Source organism: Sphingopyxis sp. 2PD, from assembly GCF_005503695.1.
Taxonomy (GTDB): Bacteria; Pseudomonadota; Alphaproteobacteria; order Sphingomonadales; family Sphingomonadaceae; genus Sphingopyxis.
This window is the reverse complement of the sequence record NZ_SCMU01000041.1, coordinates 1-18680: the sequence shown is the minus strand read 5'-3', so window position 1 is coordinate 18680 and position 18680 is coordinate 1. Positions and strand designations below refer to the sequence as shown.

Sequence of the window (18680 nt, the reverse complement as noted above, 5' to 3'; positions counted from 1 at the left end):
GGCGTTACCCCCGCCGCCAACTGCCCGACCATCGCCGGTCCCGACCAGCTGTCGAACCTCGGCACGATCACCGGTCCCGGCGGCGAATGGCGCAATTGCGGTTTCCCGACGCGCTTCACCGCGACGACCGCGATCCCGAAGGTCGCGGGCGTCATCTATTCGCTCCCCGGCCGCGTCGATGTCGGCACCGACCAGGGCGCGACCAGCACCAACAATGTCGTCACGCTGACGATCGATCCGGGCGTCACCGTTTTCGGTGCGACCGGCGTGTCCTTCCTCGCCGTCAACCGCGGCAACCGCATCGACGCGGTCGGCACCCCGACCCAGCCGATCATTTTCACGGGCCGTGGCAACGTCGTCGGCTCGGCGAACGACCAGACCTCGCAGCTGTGGGGCGGCATCGTGCTGCTCGGCCGCGCGCCGATCACCGACTGCCTCGCCCCCGGCGCGACTCCCGGCACCGCGGCGTGCGAGCGCGACACTGAAGGCACGTCGAACGCGCTGTATGGCGGTGCGCAGGTAGCCGACAATTCGGGCCGCATGTCCTATGTCCAGATCCGCTATTCGGGCTTCGTCCTGTCGGGCAACAGCGAATTGCAGGGGCTGACCCCCTCGGGCGTTGGCACCGGCACCCAGATCGACCATGTCCAGATCCACAACAGCTCGGACGACGGCATCGAAGTGTTCGGCGGCCGCGTCAACATGAAGCATCTGGTGGTGACCGGCGCCGAAGATGACGGGCTCGACACCGACGTCGGTTATCAGGGCAACATCCAATATGTCATCGGCGTGCAGCGCGAAGGCGGTGCGGTCGGCGACTCGATGATGGAAATCGACTCGAACGGCAACGAAGACACCTCGCCGCGCCAGCGCGTGAACCTGTCGAACTTCACCTATATCCACCGCAACAATGCGGCGGGCAACGGCGTGTCGATCCTGATCCGTGGCGGCGCCGACTATACCTTCGCCAACGGGCTGATCGTGGCGCCGGGCTTCCGCTGCCTTGGCATGAACAGCGCGACGACGGTGCAGGCTGCGGGCGCCGCGGCCGACGAACAGGGACCGCCGGTGTTCCGTTCGGTGTCGATGCAGTGCAACGCCTCGCCGTTCCGCGGCACCAGCGGCGTCACCGACGCGCAGGTGCAGGCGATCTTCGACGGCGGGACGAACAACCGGTCGAACTATGTGCCGACGCTGACCAACCTGTTCGTCAATGGCGCGACCGAAACCGGCTTCACGCCGTTCAACGCCAAGACGCTGAACGCCTTCTTCGACACCACCGCCTATGTCGGCGCCGTCCGCGACGCCAACGACACCTGGTACCAGGGTTGGACGTGCAACTCGTCGACGGCGAACTTCGGCACCGCCAGCGGCAGCTGCAGCGCCATCCCGACGACCTGATCGCTCGCGATCCATTGGGGAGCGGGCACGCCTGACGGGCTGGCCCGCTCCCTTCCTGCATATTCCTTGGGGACTTTCACCATGACCAAGCGGCCGATCTTCGCCAGCCTGCTTCTTCTCAGCTCCGCGCTCGTTGCGCCCGCTGCGCTCGCGCAGGACGCCAGCGCCGAACCCGCCGCCGATACGCCCACCGCCGTCGACGAGCCGGTCGCCGACGAAGCTGCGGCGCAGGACGAGGACGGCGACATTTCGATCCCCGGCGGCGCCGACCAGGAAATCGTCGTCACCGGCCGCTACACCCCCAATATCGTCCGCGCGACACCCGAAGTCGTGTCGGTGCTGTCGTCGGCCGACATCGCGCGTACCGGCGAGGGCGATATTTCGGGCTCGCTCCAGCGCGTCACCGGCTTGTCGGTCGTCGGCAGCGGCTTCGTCTATGTCCGCGGTCTAGGCGACCGCTATTCGCTCGCGCTTCTGAACGGTTCGCCGCTGCCCAGCCCCGAACCGCTGAAGCGTGTCGTTCCGCTCGACATCTTCCCCTCGAACGTCATCGATTCGACGCTGGTCCAGAAAAGCTATTCGGCGAACTTCCCCGGCGAATTCGGCGGCGGCGTGATCAACCTCACCACCAAATCGACCCCGCGCGAACCCTTTCTGACCTTCAGCGGCGGCATCGGCTGGGACAGCGAGACGACGAACGAGCTCGGCTATACCTATTATGGCAGCGACACCGACTGGACCGGTTTCGACGACGGCACTCGCGACGTGCCGCCGCTGCTGAAAGCCGCCTTTGCCAGCGGCAAGCCGATCCTCGAGGGCGCCGATTACAGCCAGGACGATCTGGAAGCGATCCAGATGGAGCTGGTCAACGCCGAAACGACGCTGCTGCAACAAAATAACCATATCCCGGTCAACTGGTCGGCGGGGATCACCGGCGGCACGACGATCTCCTTTGCCGATGGCGAGTTGGGGATCATCGCGACCGCGGGGATCAGCAACAAGTGGCGCACCCGCGACACGTTGCAGCAGACCACGCTCAACCTCGATCTCGCGGGCGATCCGCAGACCAGCTACAACCGCGTCATCACCGACAATCGCATCGTCGTGAACGGCCTGATCGGCTTCGGGCTCGAACTCGGCGATCACAAGCTGCGGTGGACCAACCTTTATATCCGCGACACGTTGAAGCAGGCGCGGCTGGGGCTCGGGACCGACGCGAACCAGGTCGGCCGCGACATCATGAAGCAGGACACCGCCTGGTACGAACGCCAGCTGATCAATACCCAGCTGGTGGGCGAATTCCAGTTCGACGCGCTGAAACTCGACCTGCGCGGCGCCTATGCCAATTCGCAGCGCGAAGCGCCCTATGAGCGCGGCTTTACCTATGTCCGCACCAATCTGCCGACGACGCAGGATCCCACCGGTGACAAGTTCGTCAACGATCTCGGCGGCAACCGCGGCGATGCGACGATCGCATTTTCGGACCTCAACGAAAATCTGTGGTCGGGCGGCGTCGATCTGTCGTACGAGCTGGCACCGCAGATCACCGCGACGGTCGGCTACGCCTATACCGACACCAGCCGCACCGCGGTGCGCCGGGCGTTCCAGTTCCGCGCCCCGGGGCTGCCGGTCGCGGTGACGCAGCTCCGCCCCGACTATCTGCTGTCCGACGCGACGATCCAGCTTTACGACATCGCCCTGCTCGAAACCTCGGCGCAGGACGGCACCGCCGCCTTTGACGCCGGGCTGACGACGCACGCCGGCTATGCCCAGCTGCAGGCCGAACTTGTGTCGGGGATGAACGTCAATGTCGGCATCCGGTACGAAGATGCCAAACAGACCGTCGTGCCGATCGACCTGTTCGGGTCGGGCGGCAGCGCGATCGCGCAGACCAACCTGAACAACAGCTATTGGCTGCCCGCGGTCACGCTGACCTGGGAAGTCGCGCCCGATATGCAGGTGCGCATGAACGCATCGAACACCATCGCCCGGCCGCAGTTTCGCGAGCTGATCGCGCAAATCTATCAGGATCCTGAATCGAACCGCCAGTTCCGCGGCAACCCGTCGCTCAGCGACAGCGAGCTGTGGAACGCCGAGCTGCGTTACGAATGGTATTTCGCCAAGGATCAGCGGCTGACCGCGGCGGGCTTCTTCAAAAAGATCGAAAACCCGATCGAGGCCTATACCTCGCTCAGCACCGATTCGGTCGCGAACACCAGCTTTGCCAATGCGCCCAAGGCGTTGCTGTATGGCGGCGAGATCGAGGTGCAGAAATATTTCGCGCTCGACACGCTGTCGGATGCGGCCTTCTGGGCCAGCCGCCGGCTGGTGCTGATCGGCAACTACACCTTTACGAAGTCGGAGATTCAGGTCGGCGCCGGCGACACCACCGTCATCAACGGCGTGGTGCAGGATGCCCGCAACTTCTTCTTCGACGGATCGCCGTTGACCGGCCAGTCGGACCATCTGATCAACTTCCAGATCGGGCTCGAAGATCAGGACAAATTGTCGCAGCAGACAATTCTGGTCACCTACGCCAGCCCGCGCGTCACCAGCCGCGGTCCGTCGGGGCAGCCCGACATCCGCGAAAAGCCCGGCATCTCGGTCGATTTCGTTGCGCGGCAGGGGCTGAGCCTGCTGAACAAGGAGATCGAACTGAAGTTCGAGGCGCGCAATCTGACCGGGCGCAAATATCAGGAAGTGCAGGAAAGTGGCGACAACCGCATCTTCCTTAACCGTTATAAACTCGGGCGGACTTTCTCGCTCAGCGCTTCGCTGAAGTTCTGACGGGTGTATTGGCCCATCCCCTTCAGGGGAGGGGCAACGAAGATTTGGCAGCTTGCTGCCTAGTCGTAGTGGGGTGGGGCCAGCGGCCTTGCGCTAGGCCGCTGGCCCCCACCCGCTGCGCCTAGCGAACAAGTTCGCAAGTCTCGCTGCCCTCCCCTGAAGGGGAGGGCGTTCATGCGTCGAGCTCGCCGCACCGGACTCGCCCGTCCGTCAAAAAACTGTAATCTCCCGGTCAACTGATTGTCACCAACCGCCCCTAGGCGATTCGTGAGACCGCTTTTCAGTTGGGGGACAGGGAAGAATAATGGCGACGCTGATGTCCGGATCGGCTGTTCGGTTGCCCCGTGCGCTGCCTTCCTGGCTGCGCGCAGGCAAGCGCTCGCCGCGCGAGATCGGGCCGATGCTGCTTGTCGGCCTGCTCGGCGGGCTGCTCGTCTGGCAACTCGTCCGCCTGCTCTGGACCGTCATCACCCCCTTGTCGCCGCTCGGTGCGTGGCAACCGCAGGCGGCGGTCATCGCCTCGCCCGCCGAACGGCGGGCGCTGTTCACCAGCCTCGATCCCTTTTTCCGCAGCAACGCTCAGGGTGCGGCCACCGCGACCGTGACGTCGGCGGGGCTGACCCTGTTCGGGATCAACCTCAACGAGGCGACGGGCGGCGGCTCGGCGATCATCGCGGGCGAGGATGGGGTGCAGACAAGCTATGCCGTCGGCGACGAGATTGCGCCGGGATTGAAGCTCGCCGGTATCGCCTTCGATCATGTCCTGCTTGATCGCGGCGGAGCCCGCGAAAGCCTGTTCCTCGACCAGAGCGGCGAGGCGCCGGTCGCGACGCCCGCGACGCCGCTGCCCGCACCGACTCCCGAAGTCGGGTCGGGCGCGGCGAGCGGCGTGAGCGCCAGTGGCGAAATGTCGCCCGCGACGCTGAAGGCCGGGGTCGGGTTTGCGCCGCGGACCGAAAATGGCCGCGTCACCGGACTGGTCGTCCAGCCGCAGGGCGACGGAGCGGTGTTCCGCGCCGCAGGGCTGCGCCCGGGCGATGTCATCCGCTCGGTCAACGGCCGTCCGATCGGGTCGGCCAGCGACGCCGCAGCGCTCGCCAACCAGATCGCGCCCGGCGCGCGCATCTCGCTCGAAGTCGAACGCGGCGCCAGCGTCGTTCCCGTCGCCATCTTTCTTTCGAAATAGGTTTTATGCGTTTCAAACTGTCCCTGATGCTCGCCGCCGCGCTCGTATCCGCCGCTCCGGTACCGGCATCCGCCCAATATACGCTCAACGTCCGCGACGCCGACATCCGCGCCTTTATCCAGGATGCGGCGCGAATCACGGGGCGGACCTTCGTGATCGACGGGCGCGTCAACGGCAAGGTGTCGGTCGTCACCGACCGGCCGCTGTCGCGCAGCGAATATTTCGAGATTTTCCTGTCGACGCTGCGGTCGAACGGGCTGGTCGCGGTCCCCGGCCCCAATGGCAGCTACCGCGTCCAGCCGATCGACGGCGCCGCCGCGCAGCCGGGCCGCATCGGCAGCGGCGGCGCGGCGCAGAACCAGTTCGTCACCGAAATCATCCGTCTCCGGCATATTGACGCGGTCGCGGCGGTCGAAACCCTCCGCCCGCTGGTCAGCGCGCAGGGCTCGCTCACCGCGAACCGCAACGCCAACAGCCTTGTCGTCGCCGACTTCGCCGACAATATTCGCCGCATCCGCGCGCTCGCCGCCAGCATCGACCGCGACAGCTCGACCAGCCAGATCGTCACGCTCAAAAATGCTGGGGCGCGCGAAATCGCCGCGGCGCTGACCGCGCTCGTTCCCGCGGCGGGCGAGGGCGCGCGCGCGCCGCTCGCGATCGTGCCGATCGATAGCAGCAACGCCATTGCGCTGCGGGGGGATCAGGCGCTCGTCGCGCGCTTCGTGTCGATGGCGAACGACCTCGACGCCAAGGCGGCGGGCGGTACCGAGCTTCGCGTCTATTGGCTTGAACATGCCAATGCCGAAACGCTGCTGCCGACGCTGCAACAGCTGATCGGCGGCGGCAGCGATCCGGCGCAAAAGGCGGGTCTCCCCCCCGCGTCTACTTCCTCATCATCGTCGTCCGGCGGCAGCAGCGCGCCTGTCGCCGCCGCACCGGCGCAAGCGACATCGGTCGGCGGGGGCGGCAGCGGCAGCATTTCGACCCGCGGCCCCGCGATCGTCACGCGCTACGAGGGCGCCAACGCGATCATCGTGGCGGCGAACAGCGAAGTGCAGCGCATGCTCGGCGAATTGATCCGCCAGCTCGACGCGCGGCGTCAGCAGGTGCTCGTCGAGGCGATCGTCGTCGAGATCGGCGACGATGCGGCGAAGCGCCTCGGCGTCCAGTTCCTGCTCGGCGGCAAGAATATCCCGTTCGTCGCGACGAGCTACAGTAATGCGTCGCCCAATATCCTGACGCTCGGCGGCGCCTATGCCGCGAACCAGCTGTCGCAGGAAACGACGACGGTCAACGGCAACACGACGGTCACGCAAACGAACAGCTCGCTCGGCAACAGCCTGCAGGAAGCGGCGGCAGCATCGCTGTTGCAGGCGACGGGCGGCTTCGCGGGCTTCGCGGGCGACATCGGCAAGAACACGATCTTTGGCGCGATCATCAACGCGGTGAAATCGGACACGACGTCGAACCTGCTCGCAACCCCGCACATCGTCACGCTTGACAATCAGGCGGCGAAATTCCTCGTCGGGCAGGACGTTCCGATCACCACCGGCGAAAAGCTCGGCACCAATTTCGAAAATGCCTTCCGCACCGTTCAGCGCGAAGAGGTCGGGATCAAGCTGGAGGTCACCCCGCAGGTCAATGGCGCGGGCGAGGTGAAGATGTTCCTGCGCCAGGAAGTATCGAGCGTCGCCGGGCCGGTGTCGTCGCGCAACAGCGACCTCATCCTCAACAAGCGCGCGTTCGAAACCGTGCTCACCGTCGACGACGGCGAAATCCTCGCGATCGGCGGTCTGCTCAACGATGACGAGCGCAAGACGATCGAACGCATCCCGCTTCTGAGCGACATTCCGCTGCTCGGCGAATTGTTCAAATCGCGCAGCCGCACCCGGTCAAAGACCAACCTCATGGTCTTCATCCGCCCGACGATCCTGCGCAATCGCGAGGATAATGCCGCACTCACCGCGCGGCGTTACGGCTATATCCGCGACTTCCAGCTCCAGCGGAACCCGGACGAGGAGCCCGCGATCGATACGCTGGTGCGCGACTATCTGGGCGCCGTCCCGCCGGTCCCGACCGAGGCAACCGCCGCCGACATCACCGTCGGTCCGGTCAACCTGCCCGAACTGCGCGGTCCCGATGGCCGCGTCATCTCGACCGACGTGCCGCCGTCGGTTTCGCAGGCGCCCGCGCCGCCGACCGGAGACTATCCGTGACCGACATCGAACCGGCGGCGCCTCCCCCGGCGCCGGTTGATATTCCCTACGGCTTCGCGCGCAGCCATGGCGTCGTCATCGCGCCGGATGGCGAGGGCCGCTGGCTTGCAACGCTGCGCGAAGGCAGCGATCCGGCGGTGCTGATCGAGGTCAAGCGCTATCTGGCGCAGCCGCTACGCGTCGCGACTGCGGACGCCGCCGATTTCGACCGGCTGCTCTCCGACCATTATGCCGTCGACAGCTCGGCCGCCGCGATGGCGGGTTCGCTCGATGGCAGCGATCTCGAACTTGGCATCCCGAGCGCCGAGGATCTGCTCGACAGCGCCGACGACGCCCCGGCGATCCGCCTGATCAACGCGATCATCGCCGAAGCGGTGCGCCAGGGCGTCAGCGACATCCATATCGAGCCCTATGAAAGCGGCCTCGTCGTCCGCATGCGCACCGACGGCGTGCTGCGCGAACATCTGCGGATGCCGCCGCATGTCGCGCCGGTGGTGGTCAGCCGCATCAAGGTGATGGCGCGGCTCGACATCGCCGAACGCCGCGTGCCGCAGGACGGGCGCATCGGGCTGACGCTCGCGGGGAAAGCGGTCGATGTCCGCGTCTCGACGCTGCCTAGCCGCGCGGGCGAGCGCGTCGTGATGCGTATCCTCGACAAGGATGCGGCGGGGATCGACTTCGACGTCCTCGGCCTGTCGGGCGCCGCCGACCAGATTTTGCGCGAGGCGCTCGCCGAACCCAATGGCATCATCCTCGTCACCGGTCCGACCGGATCGGGCAAGACGACGACGCTTTACGCAGCGCTCAAACAGCTCAACGACGGCCAGCGTAACATCCTGACCGTCGAAGACCCCGTCGAATATGCCGTCGACGGCGTCGGCCAAACGCAGGTGAATGCCAAGGTCGGGCTCGATTTCGCCGCGGGCCTCCGCGCGATTCTGCGCCAGGACCCCGATGTCGTGATGGTCGGCGAAATTCGCGACCGGGAAACCGCCGACATCGCGGTGCAGGCCTCGCTCACCGGCCACCTCGTCCTCTCGACCGTCCACACCAATGACGCCGTCGGCGCAATAACCCGCCTTAAAGACTTGAAAGTAGAACCTTTTCTTCTCGCCTCGACGCTCCGCGCCGTTATCGCCCAGCGCCTTGTGCGCAAACTTTGCGATCATTGCCGCGAACCGGTGCAGGCCGACAACAGCATGGCCGCGATCCTCGGGCTCGACATCGGCACGGTGATCTGGCGCCCCAAGGGCTGCGACCAGTGCGGCGGCACCGGCTTCAAGGGCCGCATCGGCGTGTTCGAGGCGATCAAGGTCGACGAGACGGTGCGCCGCTACATCTATAACGGCGGCGACGAGGCGATGATCACCAAGCACGCCTTCCTGAAAGCGCCGACGCTGGCGTCATCGGCGCGGGCGATGGTGGCAAAGGGGCTGACCACCGCCGAGGAAGCGATCCGCATCGCGCGGCGCGAGGAAATCGATGCCTGATTATCGCTATGTGGCGATCGACAGCCAGGGCCGCGAACGCAAGGGGCGGCTGACCGCCGCGAACGACGACGCCGCGCGCGCCGATCTCGTTCGCCGCAAATTCCACATCGTCGAAGTCGCGGCGGCGGGCGCGAAACCGGCGGCGGGGCATTCGCTGCTTGCTTTTCGCCGCGCCCGTTTGTCGTCCAAGGAACTCGCGCTCTTCACGCGCCAGCTCGCGACGCTCGCCGAGGTCGCCCCGCTCGAGGAAGCGCTGCGCACGCTGACGCGGCAGAGCGAGGCGGAGAAGGCGCGCGATGTGATCGGCGACGTCCACGCGGGGCTGCTCGAAGGCCGCCGCCTCGCCGATGCGATGGCGCGCCAGCCCGCCAGCTTTCCGCCGCTCTACCGCGCGATGGTCGCCGCCGGCGAAACGACGGGCAGCCTGACGACGATTCTCGCGCGCCTCGCCGATCTGCTCGAACGGCAGGCCGAGGTGCGCGGCAAGCTGATCGCCGCGCTCGCCTATCCGATCGTACTCGCGGTGGTCGCGATCGGGGTCGTCGCGGCGCTGATGATCTTTGTCGTCCCGCGCGTCGTCGAACAATTCACCGACACCGGCCAGCAACTGCCGTTCCTGACGCGCGCGGTGATCGCGATCTCGGGCTTTGCCGCGAACTGGTGGTGGCTGATCGCGCTGCTCATTGTCGCGGCGAGTTTCGGCTGGGCGGCAGCGATGCGGCGGCCCGCGTTCAAGGCGCGGGTCGATGCGCGGCTGCTGCGCCTGCCACTCCTCGGCCGCTTGCTCCGCGATCTTTATGCCGCGCGCTTTGCCCGCACCCTGGCAACGATGGTGTCGAGCCGCCTGCCGCTCGTCGAGGGGCTGCGGCTCACGCTCCCGACGATCCGCAACGCCGCGCTCGCCGGTGCCACGGCAACGATCGTCGATCAGGTCCGCGCCGGGGGCAGCCTGTCGGCGGCGCTGCGCGACGCTTGCGTCTTTCCGCCGCTGCTCGTCTATATGACCGCCAGCGGCGAAAGCGCGGGTCGGCTCGAAGTGATGCTCGAACGCGCGGCCGATTATCTCGAGCGCGAATTCGACCGGTTTACGGCGGCTTCGATGGCGTTACTCGAACCTGTCATAATAGTCCTTATGGGGTCGTGCGTCGCCCTCATCATCCTCGCCATCCTGCTTCCGATCCTTCAGTTGCAGAACCTTGCCGGAATATAATAAATGTCGCTGATGCAGCTTTTGATCCGCCTGATGCTCGATACCTCCTTTTCCGGCGAGGGCCGCCCACCGGTCCGCCGCCGCCGCAAGAAGGACGAGCGCGGTTTCACGCTCACCGAGCTGATGGTCGTGATCTTCATCATCGGCCTGCTCGCGACCGTCGTGATGATCAACGTCCTGCCCAGCCAGGATCGGGCAATGGTGACCAAGGCGAAGGCGGATATTGCGACGCTGGAAAGCGCGCTGGAACAATATCGGCTCGACAATCTGACCTATCCCGCATCGACCGACGGGCTGAATGCGCTGTCGACCCCGCCGCCCTCGCTCGCGCAGCCCGAACGCTATCGCCGCGGCGGCTATATCAAGAAACTGCCCGCCGATCCGTGGGGGCGCCCCTATAATTATCAGGCGCCGGGGCCGGACGGAAAGGCGTTCGACGTCTGGTCGCTCGGCGCCGACGGTGCGCCCGGCGGGACCGACGACAATGCGGATATTCGCGCCGACAGCTGAGGCGCGCCCGCGTCCCCACGCCAACGGCTTTACTCTCGTCGAACTGATGGTCGTGCTGGCGATCATGGCGCTCGCCGCGACCGCGGTCGTGCTCACGCTTCCGGGCGAAGAACGCAGCGTACGCAGCGAAGCCGACCGGCTCGCCGCGCGCCTCGCCGCGGCGCGCGATGTCGCGGTGATCGAAGGGCGCAGCGTCGCGGTCAATTTCGCGCCGTCGGGCTATGGCTTCGAACGGCGGATCGGCGGCGACTGGCAGCCGCTTCCCGGACGCGCCTTCGAACAGCGCAACTGGCCGGGCGATGTGCGTTTTGTGGCGGGCAATGGGCAGGGCGCGGCGCGCATATTGTTCGATCGCGTCGGCACCAGCCCGACGCCGCAGGCGGTGGTGCTGACCGGCGGCGATGTGCGCGAGATTGTTCGCGTCTCGGCGACGGGGGAGGTCAGCCGTGGGCAGTGAGCGCGGCCAGACCCGCGACAGCGGCTTCACCTTGCTCGAAATGCTCGTAGCGCTCAGCGTCATCAGCATCGCCGCGCTGGCGCTGATCCGGCTCGACGCCTATGCGGTGCGCACCGCGGGCGACCTCGACGAAAGCACGATGGCGGGTATCGTTGCGCAAAATCGCGCCGTCGAGCTGTGGACCGATCCCGCGCCGCCGACGATCGGCAACAGCGCGATCGGCGTGGCCAATGCAGGACGCAACTGGCGCGTCGAACAGCGCGTCGCGCGGACCGCCGACGACAGCCTGCTGCGCATCGACCTCACCGTCCGCCCTGAAAGTGGGCGCGGGCAGGCAGTGCTGACAATCATCCGGCCTTCGCGATGAAGGACGAGCGCGGCTTCACCCTCGTCGAAATGCTCGTCGCGCTGTCGATCTTCGCTGCGATCGCGGCGATGGGCGTCGGGCTCTTGCGCAGCAGCGTCGATACGCAGGATGCGGTTCAGAGCCGGCTAAAGGCGATGGGCGGGGTCAACCGGCTCCGCGCCGTGATGGCGAACGATCTGGCGCAAGCGGTGCAGCGCGCGACGCGCGGCCCGGCGGGCGAGGTGGTACCGGCCTTTGTCGGTTCGTCCACCGGCTTTGCCTTTGTCCATGGCGGTACCGGGTCGCTCGATGGATCGCCGCGGCCCGCGCTCGAGCGCGTCGCCTATGCGCTGGTCGGCGGCGAGTGGCGCCGCGCGACGCAGCCGATGCTCGACGGCACCGCGCTCGGCGAGGGCGACCGGTTGATCGGCGATGTAACCGGCGTTGCCGTCCGATACCGCGACGAGCGCGGTAATTGGGGTGACAGCTGGACGTCCGAAGCCGGCGACCGTCTGCCGCGCGCGGTCGAGGTGCGCGTGTCGCGCCGCGGGCGCGAGGCGCTGACGATGCTGTTCCTGACCGCGCCAACGCTACCGCCGCCGCCTATCGCCGAAAGCCCGGCGCCATGATGCGCCGTCCGCCCGGCGAACGCGGTGCCGCGCTGCTCAGCGTCCTGTTGCTGGTCGCGGTCATGGCGGTGATCGCGGCGACCGCGCTCGACCGCCTGACGCTGGCGACACGTATCGCGGGCAGCGCGGCGACGGTCGACCAGGGCCGCGCCTATAGCTTCGCCGCCGAACAGATTGCCCTGCGCCGCGTCGCCGATCTGGTCGCGCGCGATCCCGCAAAACTGACGCTCGCCGGCGACTGGCTGGGGCGCGATTTCGTCCTGCCGCTGCCCGGCGGCGAGGGGCGGGCAAAGCTGGCCGACGCCAATAATTGCTTCAACCTCAACAGCCTCGTCGCCGAAACCGCCCCGGGACGCTTCAGCCAGCGGTCGGGGTCGATGCGCCAGTTCGGCGAGCTGATGACGTTGCTCGGAATCGATCCGGGGCAGGCGCAGGCGATCGCGGGGGCGGCGGCGGACTGGATCGACAGCGACAGCAACGAAGGCCCGCTGGGTGCCGAGGACAACGCCTATCGCGCGATGCCGGGGGCCTATCTGCCCGCCAACCGCAAGATGGCCGATGTCAGCGAGCTACGCGCGGTGCGTGGAGTCAGTCCGAAAATCTATGCGCAGTTGAAACGCTGGATGTGCGTCTTGCCGGCGACCGAGCCGGTGCGGCTCAACGTCAACACGCTGGCGCCCGAGCAGGCGCCGCTGATCGCGATGCTGGTCCCCGGCGAAATCACGCTCGCCGACGCGCGGGCGGCGCTGGCGGCGCGTCCCGCGGGCGGCTATGGCAGCAGCGTGCGATTCTGGGAGGCGGCGCCGTTCGAAGGGTTCGACCCGCCGACCGACGTTGCCGAGCAGGCCGGGGTGACGAGCCGCTGGCTGAGCTTGACGACGAATGTGACGATGGGGGACGGTTTTTTGACGGCAGTTTCGCTCATCGACGCCAATGGCGGTGCGCCGTCGGCCGGGCTCGCGCCGCCGACGGTCGTGCGGCGCGACTGGGGTGAAGCCGACTGAGATGAGCGCGACGCTGGTTCTTTGGCTGCCCCCCGTGGTGGCGCTCGGTGACGGAGACGCACCCGACCCCGCATGGCTGCGCGTCGACGATGGCGTGATCGTCGATTCGGGGCAGGATGACGGCTGGGTCGATGCGTGGGAAAAGCCGCATAGCGACGATGCCGACGATCGGCTGATCGCGCTCGCTCCGGCGTGTGACGTGCCGCTGCGCTGGCTGGCCTATCCCGAAGCGGCGCCCGCGCAGGCGATGGCGGCGGCGCGGATCGACGCCTTGAAAGCCAGCTTGGGCGACGCGGCACTGCTGCACGTCGTCGCGGGCCAGCCGGTGGAAGCGGGTCAGGCGGCGCCGGTCGCGGTGACGACGCATGCGGCGATGACCGCATGGACCGACTGGCTGGCGGCGCGCAGCCTGTCTCCCGCCGCGATCATTCCCGCCGCCGCCGCGGTGCCGCCGCCCGAACCCGACAGCCTGTGGTCGGCCGAGGTCGGCCGCGAACAGATCGTCCGTTCCACCGACCGCGCCTATGTTTCCGACCCCGAACTCGATCCGCTGATCGCGGGCGGTCACGCGATTGCGCCGCTCGATGCCGAACGGATGCGCGACGCGCTGTTGCTGACGCTCGCAGCGCCCCCGCTCGACCTGCTGAGCGGCGCGTGGAAGCCGCGGCGGAGCTGGTCGCTGGACCCGGCCTTGGTACGGCTGGTCAAGCGGCTGGCGATCGCGCTGCTGGTCGTCAGCCTGCTGATACCGATCATCCACGCGTTTCGTTTGTCGCGCGACAGCAGCCGCGCCGATGAAGCAGTCGTCGCGATGGCGAAAAAGGCGGGCGTCACCGCGCCCGACGCGACGGCGGCGGAGGCCGAACTCGATCGCCGCTTGGCGACCGCAGGCGGTGGCCCGCTGGCCTTTTCGGTCCCCGCTTCGGCGCTCTACGACGCGATGCGCGATGCACCGGGGGTCGCGCTCAAAACGCTCTCGCACCGCACCGACGGAACCTTGACGACGACACTTGCCGCACCGCGCGTCGAGGACATTAATCAGGTGCTGCTCGCGCTCCAGGCGCGCGGCTATCGCGTCACCGCGCAGCCGATGGCGGGCAGCGACGGCCAGCAGATGGCGAATATCACGATCCGGGCGGTGCCATGACCGAAGGGCTGCAAAATTGGTGGACCGGGCTGTCGCAGCGCGAACGCTGGCTGGTCGCGATCGCGGGGGTGCTGGCGGTCGGCGTGCTCGTCTGGGGTCTTGGCCGCCCGGCGGTTGCGGCGTTCGTCGATCTGGAAAGCCGACATCGCGCCGCGATCGAACGCGAAGGCCGCGTCGCCGCCAAGGTGCAATTGCTGGCTCAGCGTCCCGCGACATCGGTGGCGACGGCGGTGGATGCCGTCGCGATCGACCAATATCTCGCGCAATCGGCGGGCGAAATCGGGTTGACGCTCGACCGCAACGAGGCGCGCGGACAAGGGCAGGCGACAATCGCCATCGCCACCGCGCGCGCGCCGGTCTTGACCGACTGGCTCGCGTCGCTCGAGGGGCAGGGCTTTGTTATCGACCAATTGACGATCACGCCCGCCGCCGACGGTACCGTCGGACTGACGGCCGAACTTCGGAAGGGTGGCCAATGAGCGTACGGCAACGCTGGGGCGTCGCGGCGCTGTTGCTGGCGCTCGTCCTGATCGTCGCCACCTTTCCGATGCGGCTCGCGCTCGCATGGTCGGGCGCGACCGACGCCGGGGTGACCGCGCGCGAGGTGCGCGGTTCGGTGTGGGCGGGCGAGTTGGTTGAAGCGCGGCTGGGCGCGTTGCCGCTGGGGACCGTGCGCGCGAGCCTGTCGCCGCTGGCGCTGCTCGAGGGCGATACCGAACTCGTCTTTTCGCGCACCGACCCGCGGCTCGGCGCGCTGGCGGGGCGGCTGCACGGCAGCAATCCGCGCGGGGTATCCGAAGTCAACGGGACGACGACAATGTCGGGCGGGCTTGGGATGATTCCTGTGGACACCATCCGGTTCGAAGGCGCTACGCTGCGCTTTGATGGCGCCGGAAAATGCACCAGCGCCAGCGGACGCATTCAGCTGGCGGTCAGCGCGCCCATCGCGGGGCTCGACCTGTCGCGCGGGCTGGCGGGGCCGCTTGGCTGTGCGAACGGCCGCGTGCAGGCGGCGCTGGCCAGCCAGTCGGGGATGGAACGGCTGACCTTGTCGTTCGACGGCAGCGGCGCTTATCGCGCCCGGTTGGCGATCAACGTCGATCGCGATCCGGCGATGGCGGCGGCGCTGGCGACGCTGGGCTTCAAGGCCGGTTCGGGCGGTTTCGTACTGGCGACGACGGGTCGCTTCTGACGTGACGGCCCTGGATGCCTTGCCCTTTGGCATGGGCGTCGCGTTCGCCGTGCTGATCGGGCTGGTCCTCGGCAGTTTTGTCGCGACATTGGTGCTGCGCTGGCCTGTGGGGCGTTCGGTGCTGGGGCGCTCGCAATGCGATGGGTGCGGGCGGCCGCTTGGCATCGCAGAGCTTGTGCCGCTGCTTTCGGCAATCCTGGCACGCGGACGTTGTCAGAAGTGCCGCGCAGCGATCGATCCTTTCCACTGGCGAGTGGAATTGGGATCGGCGCTGATCGGCGGGATTGCGCTGACGATCATGCCGGGGACGTCCGGCTGGCTGTGGGCGCTATTCGGTTGGCTGCTGCTGCCGCTCGCGCTGCTCGATGCCCGGCACTTCTGGCTTCCCGACCGGTTGAGCGCTTTACTGGCGGTGGTGGGGTTGCTGCTGGCGGGCCCGCTGCTCGATGCGTCATTGCTCGACCGCTGGATCGGTGCGCTCGCCGGCGGCGCGGTGCTCGCGCTGATGGCCTGGGCCTATCGCCGCGCGCGCGGCGGCGAGGGCATGGGCGGCGGCGATCCCAAGCTGGTCGCCGCGATCGGCTGCTGGATCGGCTGGCAGGTGCTGCCGCTGCTGCTGCTCCTTGCCAGCCTCGGCGGCATCATCTGGGCGCTGATCGCCCAACGAAAGGGGGACCAGCCGCTGGTTCAGCGACGGGTCCCCTTCGGTGTCTTTGCCTGCACCGCCGCTTTCGCGACGGTGCCGCTATGGCCGCTGATCAGCGCCCGATGACGACGGTCACCGCGCGGCGGTTCTTGGCATAGGCCTCTTCGGTCGAGCCGAGTTCGGCGGGGCGTTCCTTGCCATAGCTGATGACGCTGATCCGCGAGGGATCGATGCCCAGCGAGGCCAGATAGTTTTTCGCCGCATTGGCGCGGCGTTCGCCGAGCGCGATATTATAGTCGCGGGTGCCGCGTTCGTCGGCATGGCCCTCCAGCGTGACGCGCACCGCGGGGTTGCGCTGCAACCACTGCGCCTGCGTCTGCAACGTCGCCATGTCCTCGCTGTCGACATTATATTGGTCAAAGCCAAAGAAAATGCGGTCGCCTTCCAAGCCGACGCTTGCCAGGAAATCTTCCTGCGACCCCGGAATCACGCCGGTGCCCGTATCGGTTCCGGTATCGGTGCCGGTGCCTTCGGGGACAGGGGGCAGCGTATCGGGCGCTTTTTTCGCGCAGGCGCCAACGGCAAGCATGGTGATCGCCGCTATCATAGCGGTGCTCTTGCGTATCGTCATGTCGTCTGTCCTCTTGTTGTTGCTCGAAAAATCTCGTCTCGGCCCATTTTGCCGCCATTTTATGCCATTATGGGAACCCTGATGGCCGATTTTGGTTCCGCTTTCCTTACGGCAGCACCGGCCCCCAGCTGGGGTCCGATCCATCCTGCGGGGTAGGCAGACGGCGCAGATTGACGCCGGTCAGATCGACTTGCCACAGGCTCGACTTGCCCTCGCGCCCCGGGGTGGTGCGGAAAAACTGGATGACGCGGCCGTTCGGCGACCAGGTCGGCGCCTCGTCCTGCCAGCTGTTGGTCAGCATCCGAACGCTGCCGCCCGACGGAGTCATCACCCCGATGCGGAATTCGCCGCCGCCCATGCGGGTAAAGGCGATCAGGTCGCCGCGCGGCGACCATTCGGGGGTCGCGGCGCGCCCGCCGCCAAAGCTGATCCGCTGCTGGTTCGACCCGTCGATGTTCATCGTATAGACTTGCTGGCTGCCCGACCGGTCGCTTTCGAACACGATCTTGCGCCCATCGGGCGAGAAGCTGCCGCCGACGTCGATCCCCGGGGTGCTCGTCAACCGCACCGGGGTGCCGCCGTTGGCCGAGATGCGATAAATGTCGGTATTGCCGCCGACCGCCATCGAATAGAGGATCTGGGTGCCGTCGGGCGACCAGCGCGGCGCAAAGGTCGCGTTGCCGCTTTCGGTGACCAGCTTCTGCGATCCGCTGGCGACGTCGTAGATAAAGACGCGGACGCGGTTGTTCAAATAGGAAACATAGACGATCTTTTTGTAATCGGGCGAGAATCGCGGCGAGATGGCGAGCGCCTGCCCGTTGGTGATGAAGCGGTGGTTGCCGCCGTCGCTGTCCATGATCGCCAGCCGTTTGATACGGTTCCCCTTGGGGCCGCTCTCGGCGATATAGGCGACGCGGCTGTCGAAGAAGGGCGCTTCGCCTGACAGGCGCGAATAGATCGCGTCGGCGCATTTGTGCGCGGCGCGGCGCCAGTCGCCGGGCTGGATCTCGAACCCCTTGCGCACCAGCTCGCTGCCGAGCGCGGTGTCGTAGAGGTAACAGCCGACGATCAGACTGCCGTTCGATCCGGCATCGACGAAGCCGTGGACGACATTTTCGGCGTTGCGCGCCTGCCAGTCGGCAAAGCGCGGCGCCTGCACCTCGGCGCGGGTGATTGCTCGGACGCCGCTGGGGCCGACGGGGGCGTAGAGGCCGCTGCGTTCAAGGTCGGCGGCGATCACTTCGGCGATCTGGCGGCCAAGGCTGTCGGTGCGCAGCCCCGCGACGGTCTGCACCGATGAGGTGGCGAGCGCGGGGATAGCGATGACGGTGCGGTCCTGCGACAGCGTGCCTTCGATCGTTTCCCGCGGTTCGGTGGGCGTCACCGCGGGCGGGGTGGGGGCGGTCTGCGCAAGCACCGGGGCGGTGGTCATGAGCAGCGCGAGCGAGAGGCTGATCGGGCGAAGGAACATGTCTCTTACCTCTTGATGAAATCGAGCGTGTAATTCTGCCAGAAGCTGTAATTATCCTCGGGCAGATCGAAAGGTGCGGCAAGTTCGACCGCGCGTTTGGCGCATTCCTGGTGCCGCTGAATCTGAAATTTGTTGCTGTCGTTTTCGCCCGACGTCGTGACGCTGGTGAAGCCGGCGAGGGCGCCCGACTGCGTCAGGCGGAATTTGACGACGGTCTTGAGCTGATCGACATCGACGCCCGAAATGCGGCACCCGTTCCAGCGCGGCGCGACGGCCGATTTGATGCTGACGTCGATCGAGCGGCGCACCTCGGCCGCGGTGGCCGCAGCGGGTGCACCCTTGCTGGCGGGTGCCTTC

At 67.1% G+C, this 18680-nt stretch carries 18 protein-coding genes; 15 read left to right on the top strand and 3 right to left on the bottom strand.

Going from position 1 to position 18680, the window contains the following annotated elements; all coding sequences use genetic code 11:
* From FFS18_RS16710 to FFS18_RS16640, 15 genes are all read left to right on the top strand, one after another.
* A partial coding sequence (locus FFS18_RS16710) for a beta-helix domain-containing protein (protein WP_137871701.1) occupies positions 1-1401 on the top strand: 1401 nt, incomplete at its 5' end.
* Between the two features lie 81 nt (positions 1402-1482).
* On the top strand, positions 1483-4188 hold the full coding sequence (locus tag FFS18_RS16705) for a TonB-dependent receptor domain-containing protein (RefSeq protein WP_137871700.1): 2706 nt from the start codon (positions 1483-1485) through the stop codon (positions 4186-4188).
* Between the two features lie 304 nt (positions 4189-4492).
* On the top strand, positions 4493-5374 hold the full coding sequence (locus FFS18_RS16700) for a type II secretion system protein N (RefSeq protein ID WP_137871699.1): 882 nt from the start codon (positions 4493-4495) through the stop codon (positions 5372-5374).
* A 5-nt stretch (positions 5375-5379) separates the two neighbouring features.
* Positions 5380-7590, top strand: a complete 2211-nt coding sequence (gene gspD / locus FFS18_RS16695) for a type II secretion system secretin GspD (RefSeq protein ID WP_137871698.1) — start codon at positions 5380-5382, stop codon at positions 7588-7590.
* Entirely contained in the window at positions 7587-9080 is a 1494-nt protein-coding gene (locus FFS18_RS16690; protein ID WP_137871697.1) for a GspE/PulE family protein, read from the top strand. Before gspD ends, FFS18_RS16690 begins: the two co-directional genes overlap by 4 nt.
* Positions 9073-10290, top strand: a complete 1218-nt coding sequence (gspF, locus tag FFS18_RS16685; RefSeq protein WP_137871696.1) for a type II secretion system inner membrane protein GspF — start codon at positions 9073-9075, stop codon at positions 10288-10290. Before FFS18_RS16690 ends, gspF begins: the two co-directional genes overlap by 8 nt.
* A 3-nt stretch (positions 10291-10293) precedes the next feature.
* The gene (gspG, locus tag FFS18_RS16680) at positions 10294-10800 is read left to right on the top strand and encodes a type II secretion system major pseudopilin GspG (protein WP_137871695.1); all 507 of its coding nucleotides are present in this window, start codon (positions 10294-10296) and stop codon (positions 10798-10800) included.
* Positions 10775-11257: a GspH/FimT family pseudopilin gene (locus FFS18_RS16675; RefSeq protein ID WP_137871694.1), complete on the top strand. Its 483-nt coding sequence runs from the start codon at positions 10775-10777 to the stop codon at positions 11255-11257. The genes gspG and FFS18_RS16675 overlap by 26 nt, the downstream gene beginning before the upstream one ends.
* Positions 11247-11624: a type II secretion system minor pseudopilin GspI gene (gene gspI, locus FFS18_RS16670; RefSeq protein ID WP_249340439.1), complete on the top strand. Its 378-nt coding sequence runs from the start codon at positions 11247-11249 to the stop codon at positions 11622-11624. The genes FFS18_RS16675 and gspI overlap by 11 nt, the downstream gene beginning before the upstream one ends.
* Positions 11621-12232, top strand: coding sequence for a type II secretion system minor pseudopilin GspJ (gene gspJ, locus FFS18_RS16665; RefSeq protein WP_137871692.1), 612 nt, complete (start codon positions 11621-11623; stop codon positions 12230-12232). Before gspI ends, gspJ begins: the two co-directional genes overlap by 4 nt.
* Positions 12229-13236 carry a type II secretion system minor pseudopilin GspK gene (gene gspK, locus FFS18_RS16660; RefSeq protein WP_249340438.1) on the top strand — a complete coding sequence of 336 codons (1008 nt, stop codon included), beginning with the start codon at positions 12229-12231 and terminating at the stop codon, positions 13234-13236. The genes gspJ and gspK overlap by 4 nt, the downstream gene beginning before the upstream one ends.
* 1 nt (position 13237) lies before the next feature.
* Positions 13238-14383: a type II secretion system protein GspL gene (gspL, locus tag FFS18_RS16655; RefSeq protein WP_137871691.1), complete on the top strand. Its 1146-nt coding sequence runs from the start codon at positions 13238-13240 to the stop codon at positions 14381-14383.
* Complete coding sequence (locus FFS18_RS16650) at positions 14380-14862, top strand: type II secretion system protein M (RefSeq protein ID WP_120215535.1); 483 nt, start codon at positions 14380-14382, stop codon at positions 14860-14862. Before gspL ends, FFS18_RS16650 begins: the two co-directional genes overlap by 4 nt.
* Positions 14859-15575, top strand: a complete 717-nt coding sequence (gene gspN / locus FFS18_RS16645; protein WP_120215536.1) for a type II secretion system protein N — start codon at positions 14859-14861, stop codon at positions 15573-15575. Before FFS18_RS16650 ends, gspN begins: the two co-directional genes overlap by 4 nt.
* Position 15576: 1 nt before the next feature.
* Entirely contained in the window at positions 15577-16347 is a 771-nt protein-coding gene (locus FFS18_RS16640; protein ID WP_137871690.1) for a prepilin peptidase, read from the top strand.
* Here the strand turns inward: FFS18_RS16640 and pal are convergent.
* The 3 genes from pal to tolA all read right to left on the bottom strand — a co-directional run.
* Positions 16334-16852 (bottom strand): peptidoglycan-associated lipoprotein Pal, encoded by a 519-nt coding sequence (pal, locus tag FFS18_RS16635; RefSeq protein ID WP_171005350.1) that lies wholly within the window; start codon positions 16850-16852, stop codon positions 16334-16336. The two genes, FFS18_RS16640 and pal, sit on opposite strands and share 14 nt — an antisense overlap.
* 106 nt (positions 16853-16958) lie before the next feature.
* Positions 16959-18323 carry a Tol-Pal system beta propeller repeat protein TolB gene (gene tolB / locus FFS18_RS16630; RefSeq protein ID WP_171005349.1) on the bottom strand — a complete coding sequence of 455 codons (1365 nt, stop codon included), beginning with the start codon at positions 18321-18323 and terminating at the stop codon, positions 16959-16961.
* A 5-nt stretch (positions 18324-18328) separates the two neighbouring features.
* A partial coding sequence (gene tolA, locus FFS18_RS16625; protein ID WP_502704186.1) for a cell envelope integrity protein TolA occupies positions 18329-18680 on the bottom strand: 352 nt, incomplete at its 5' end.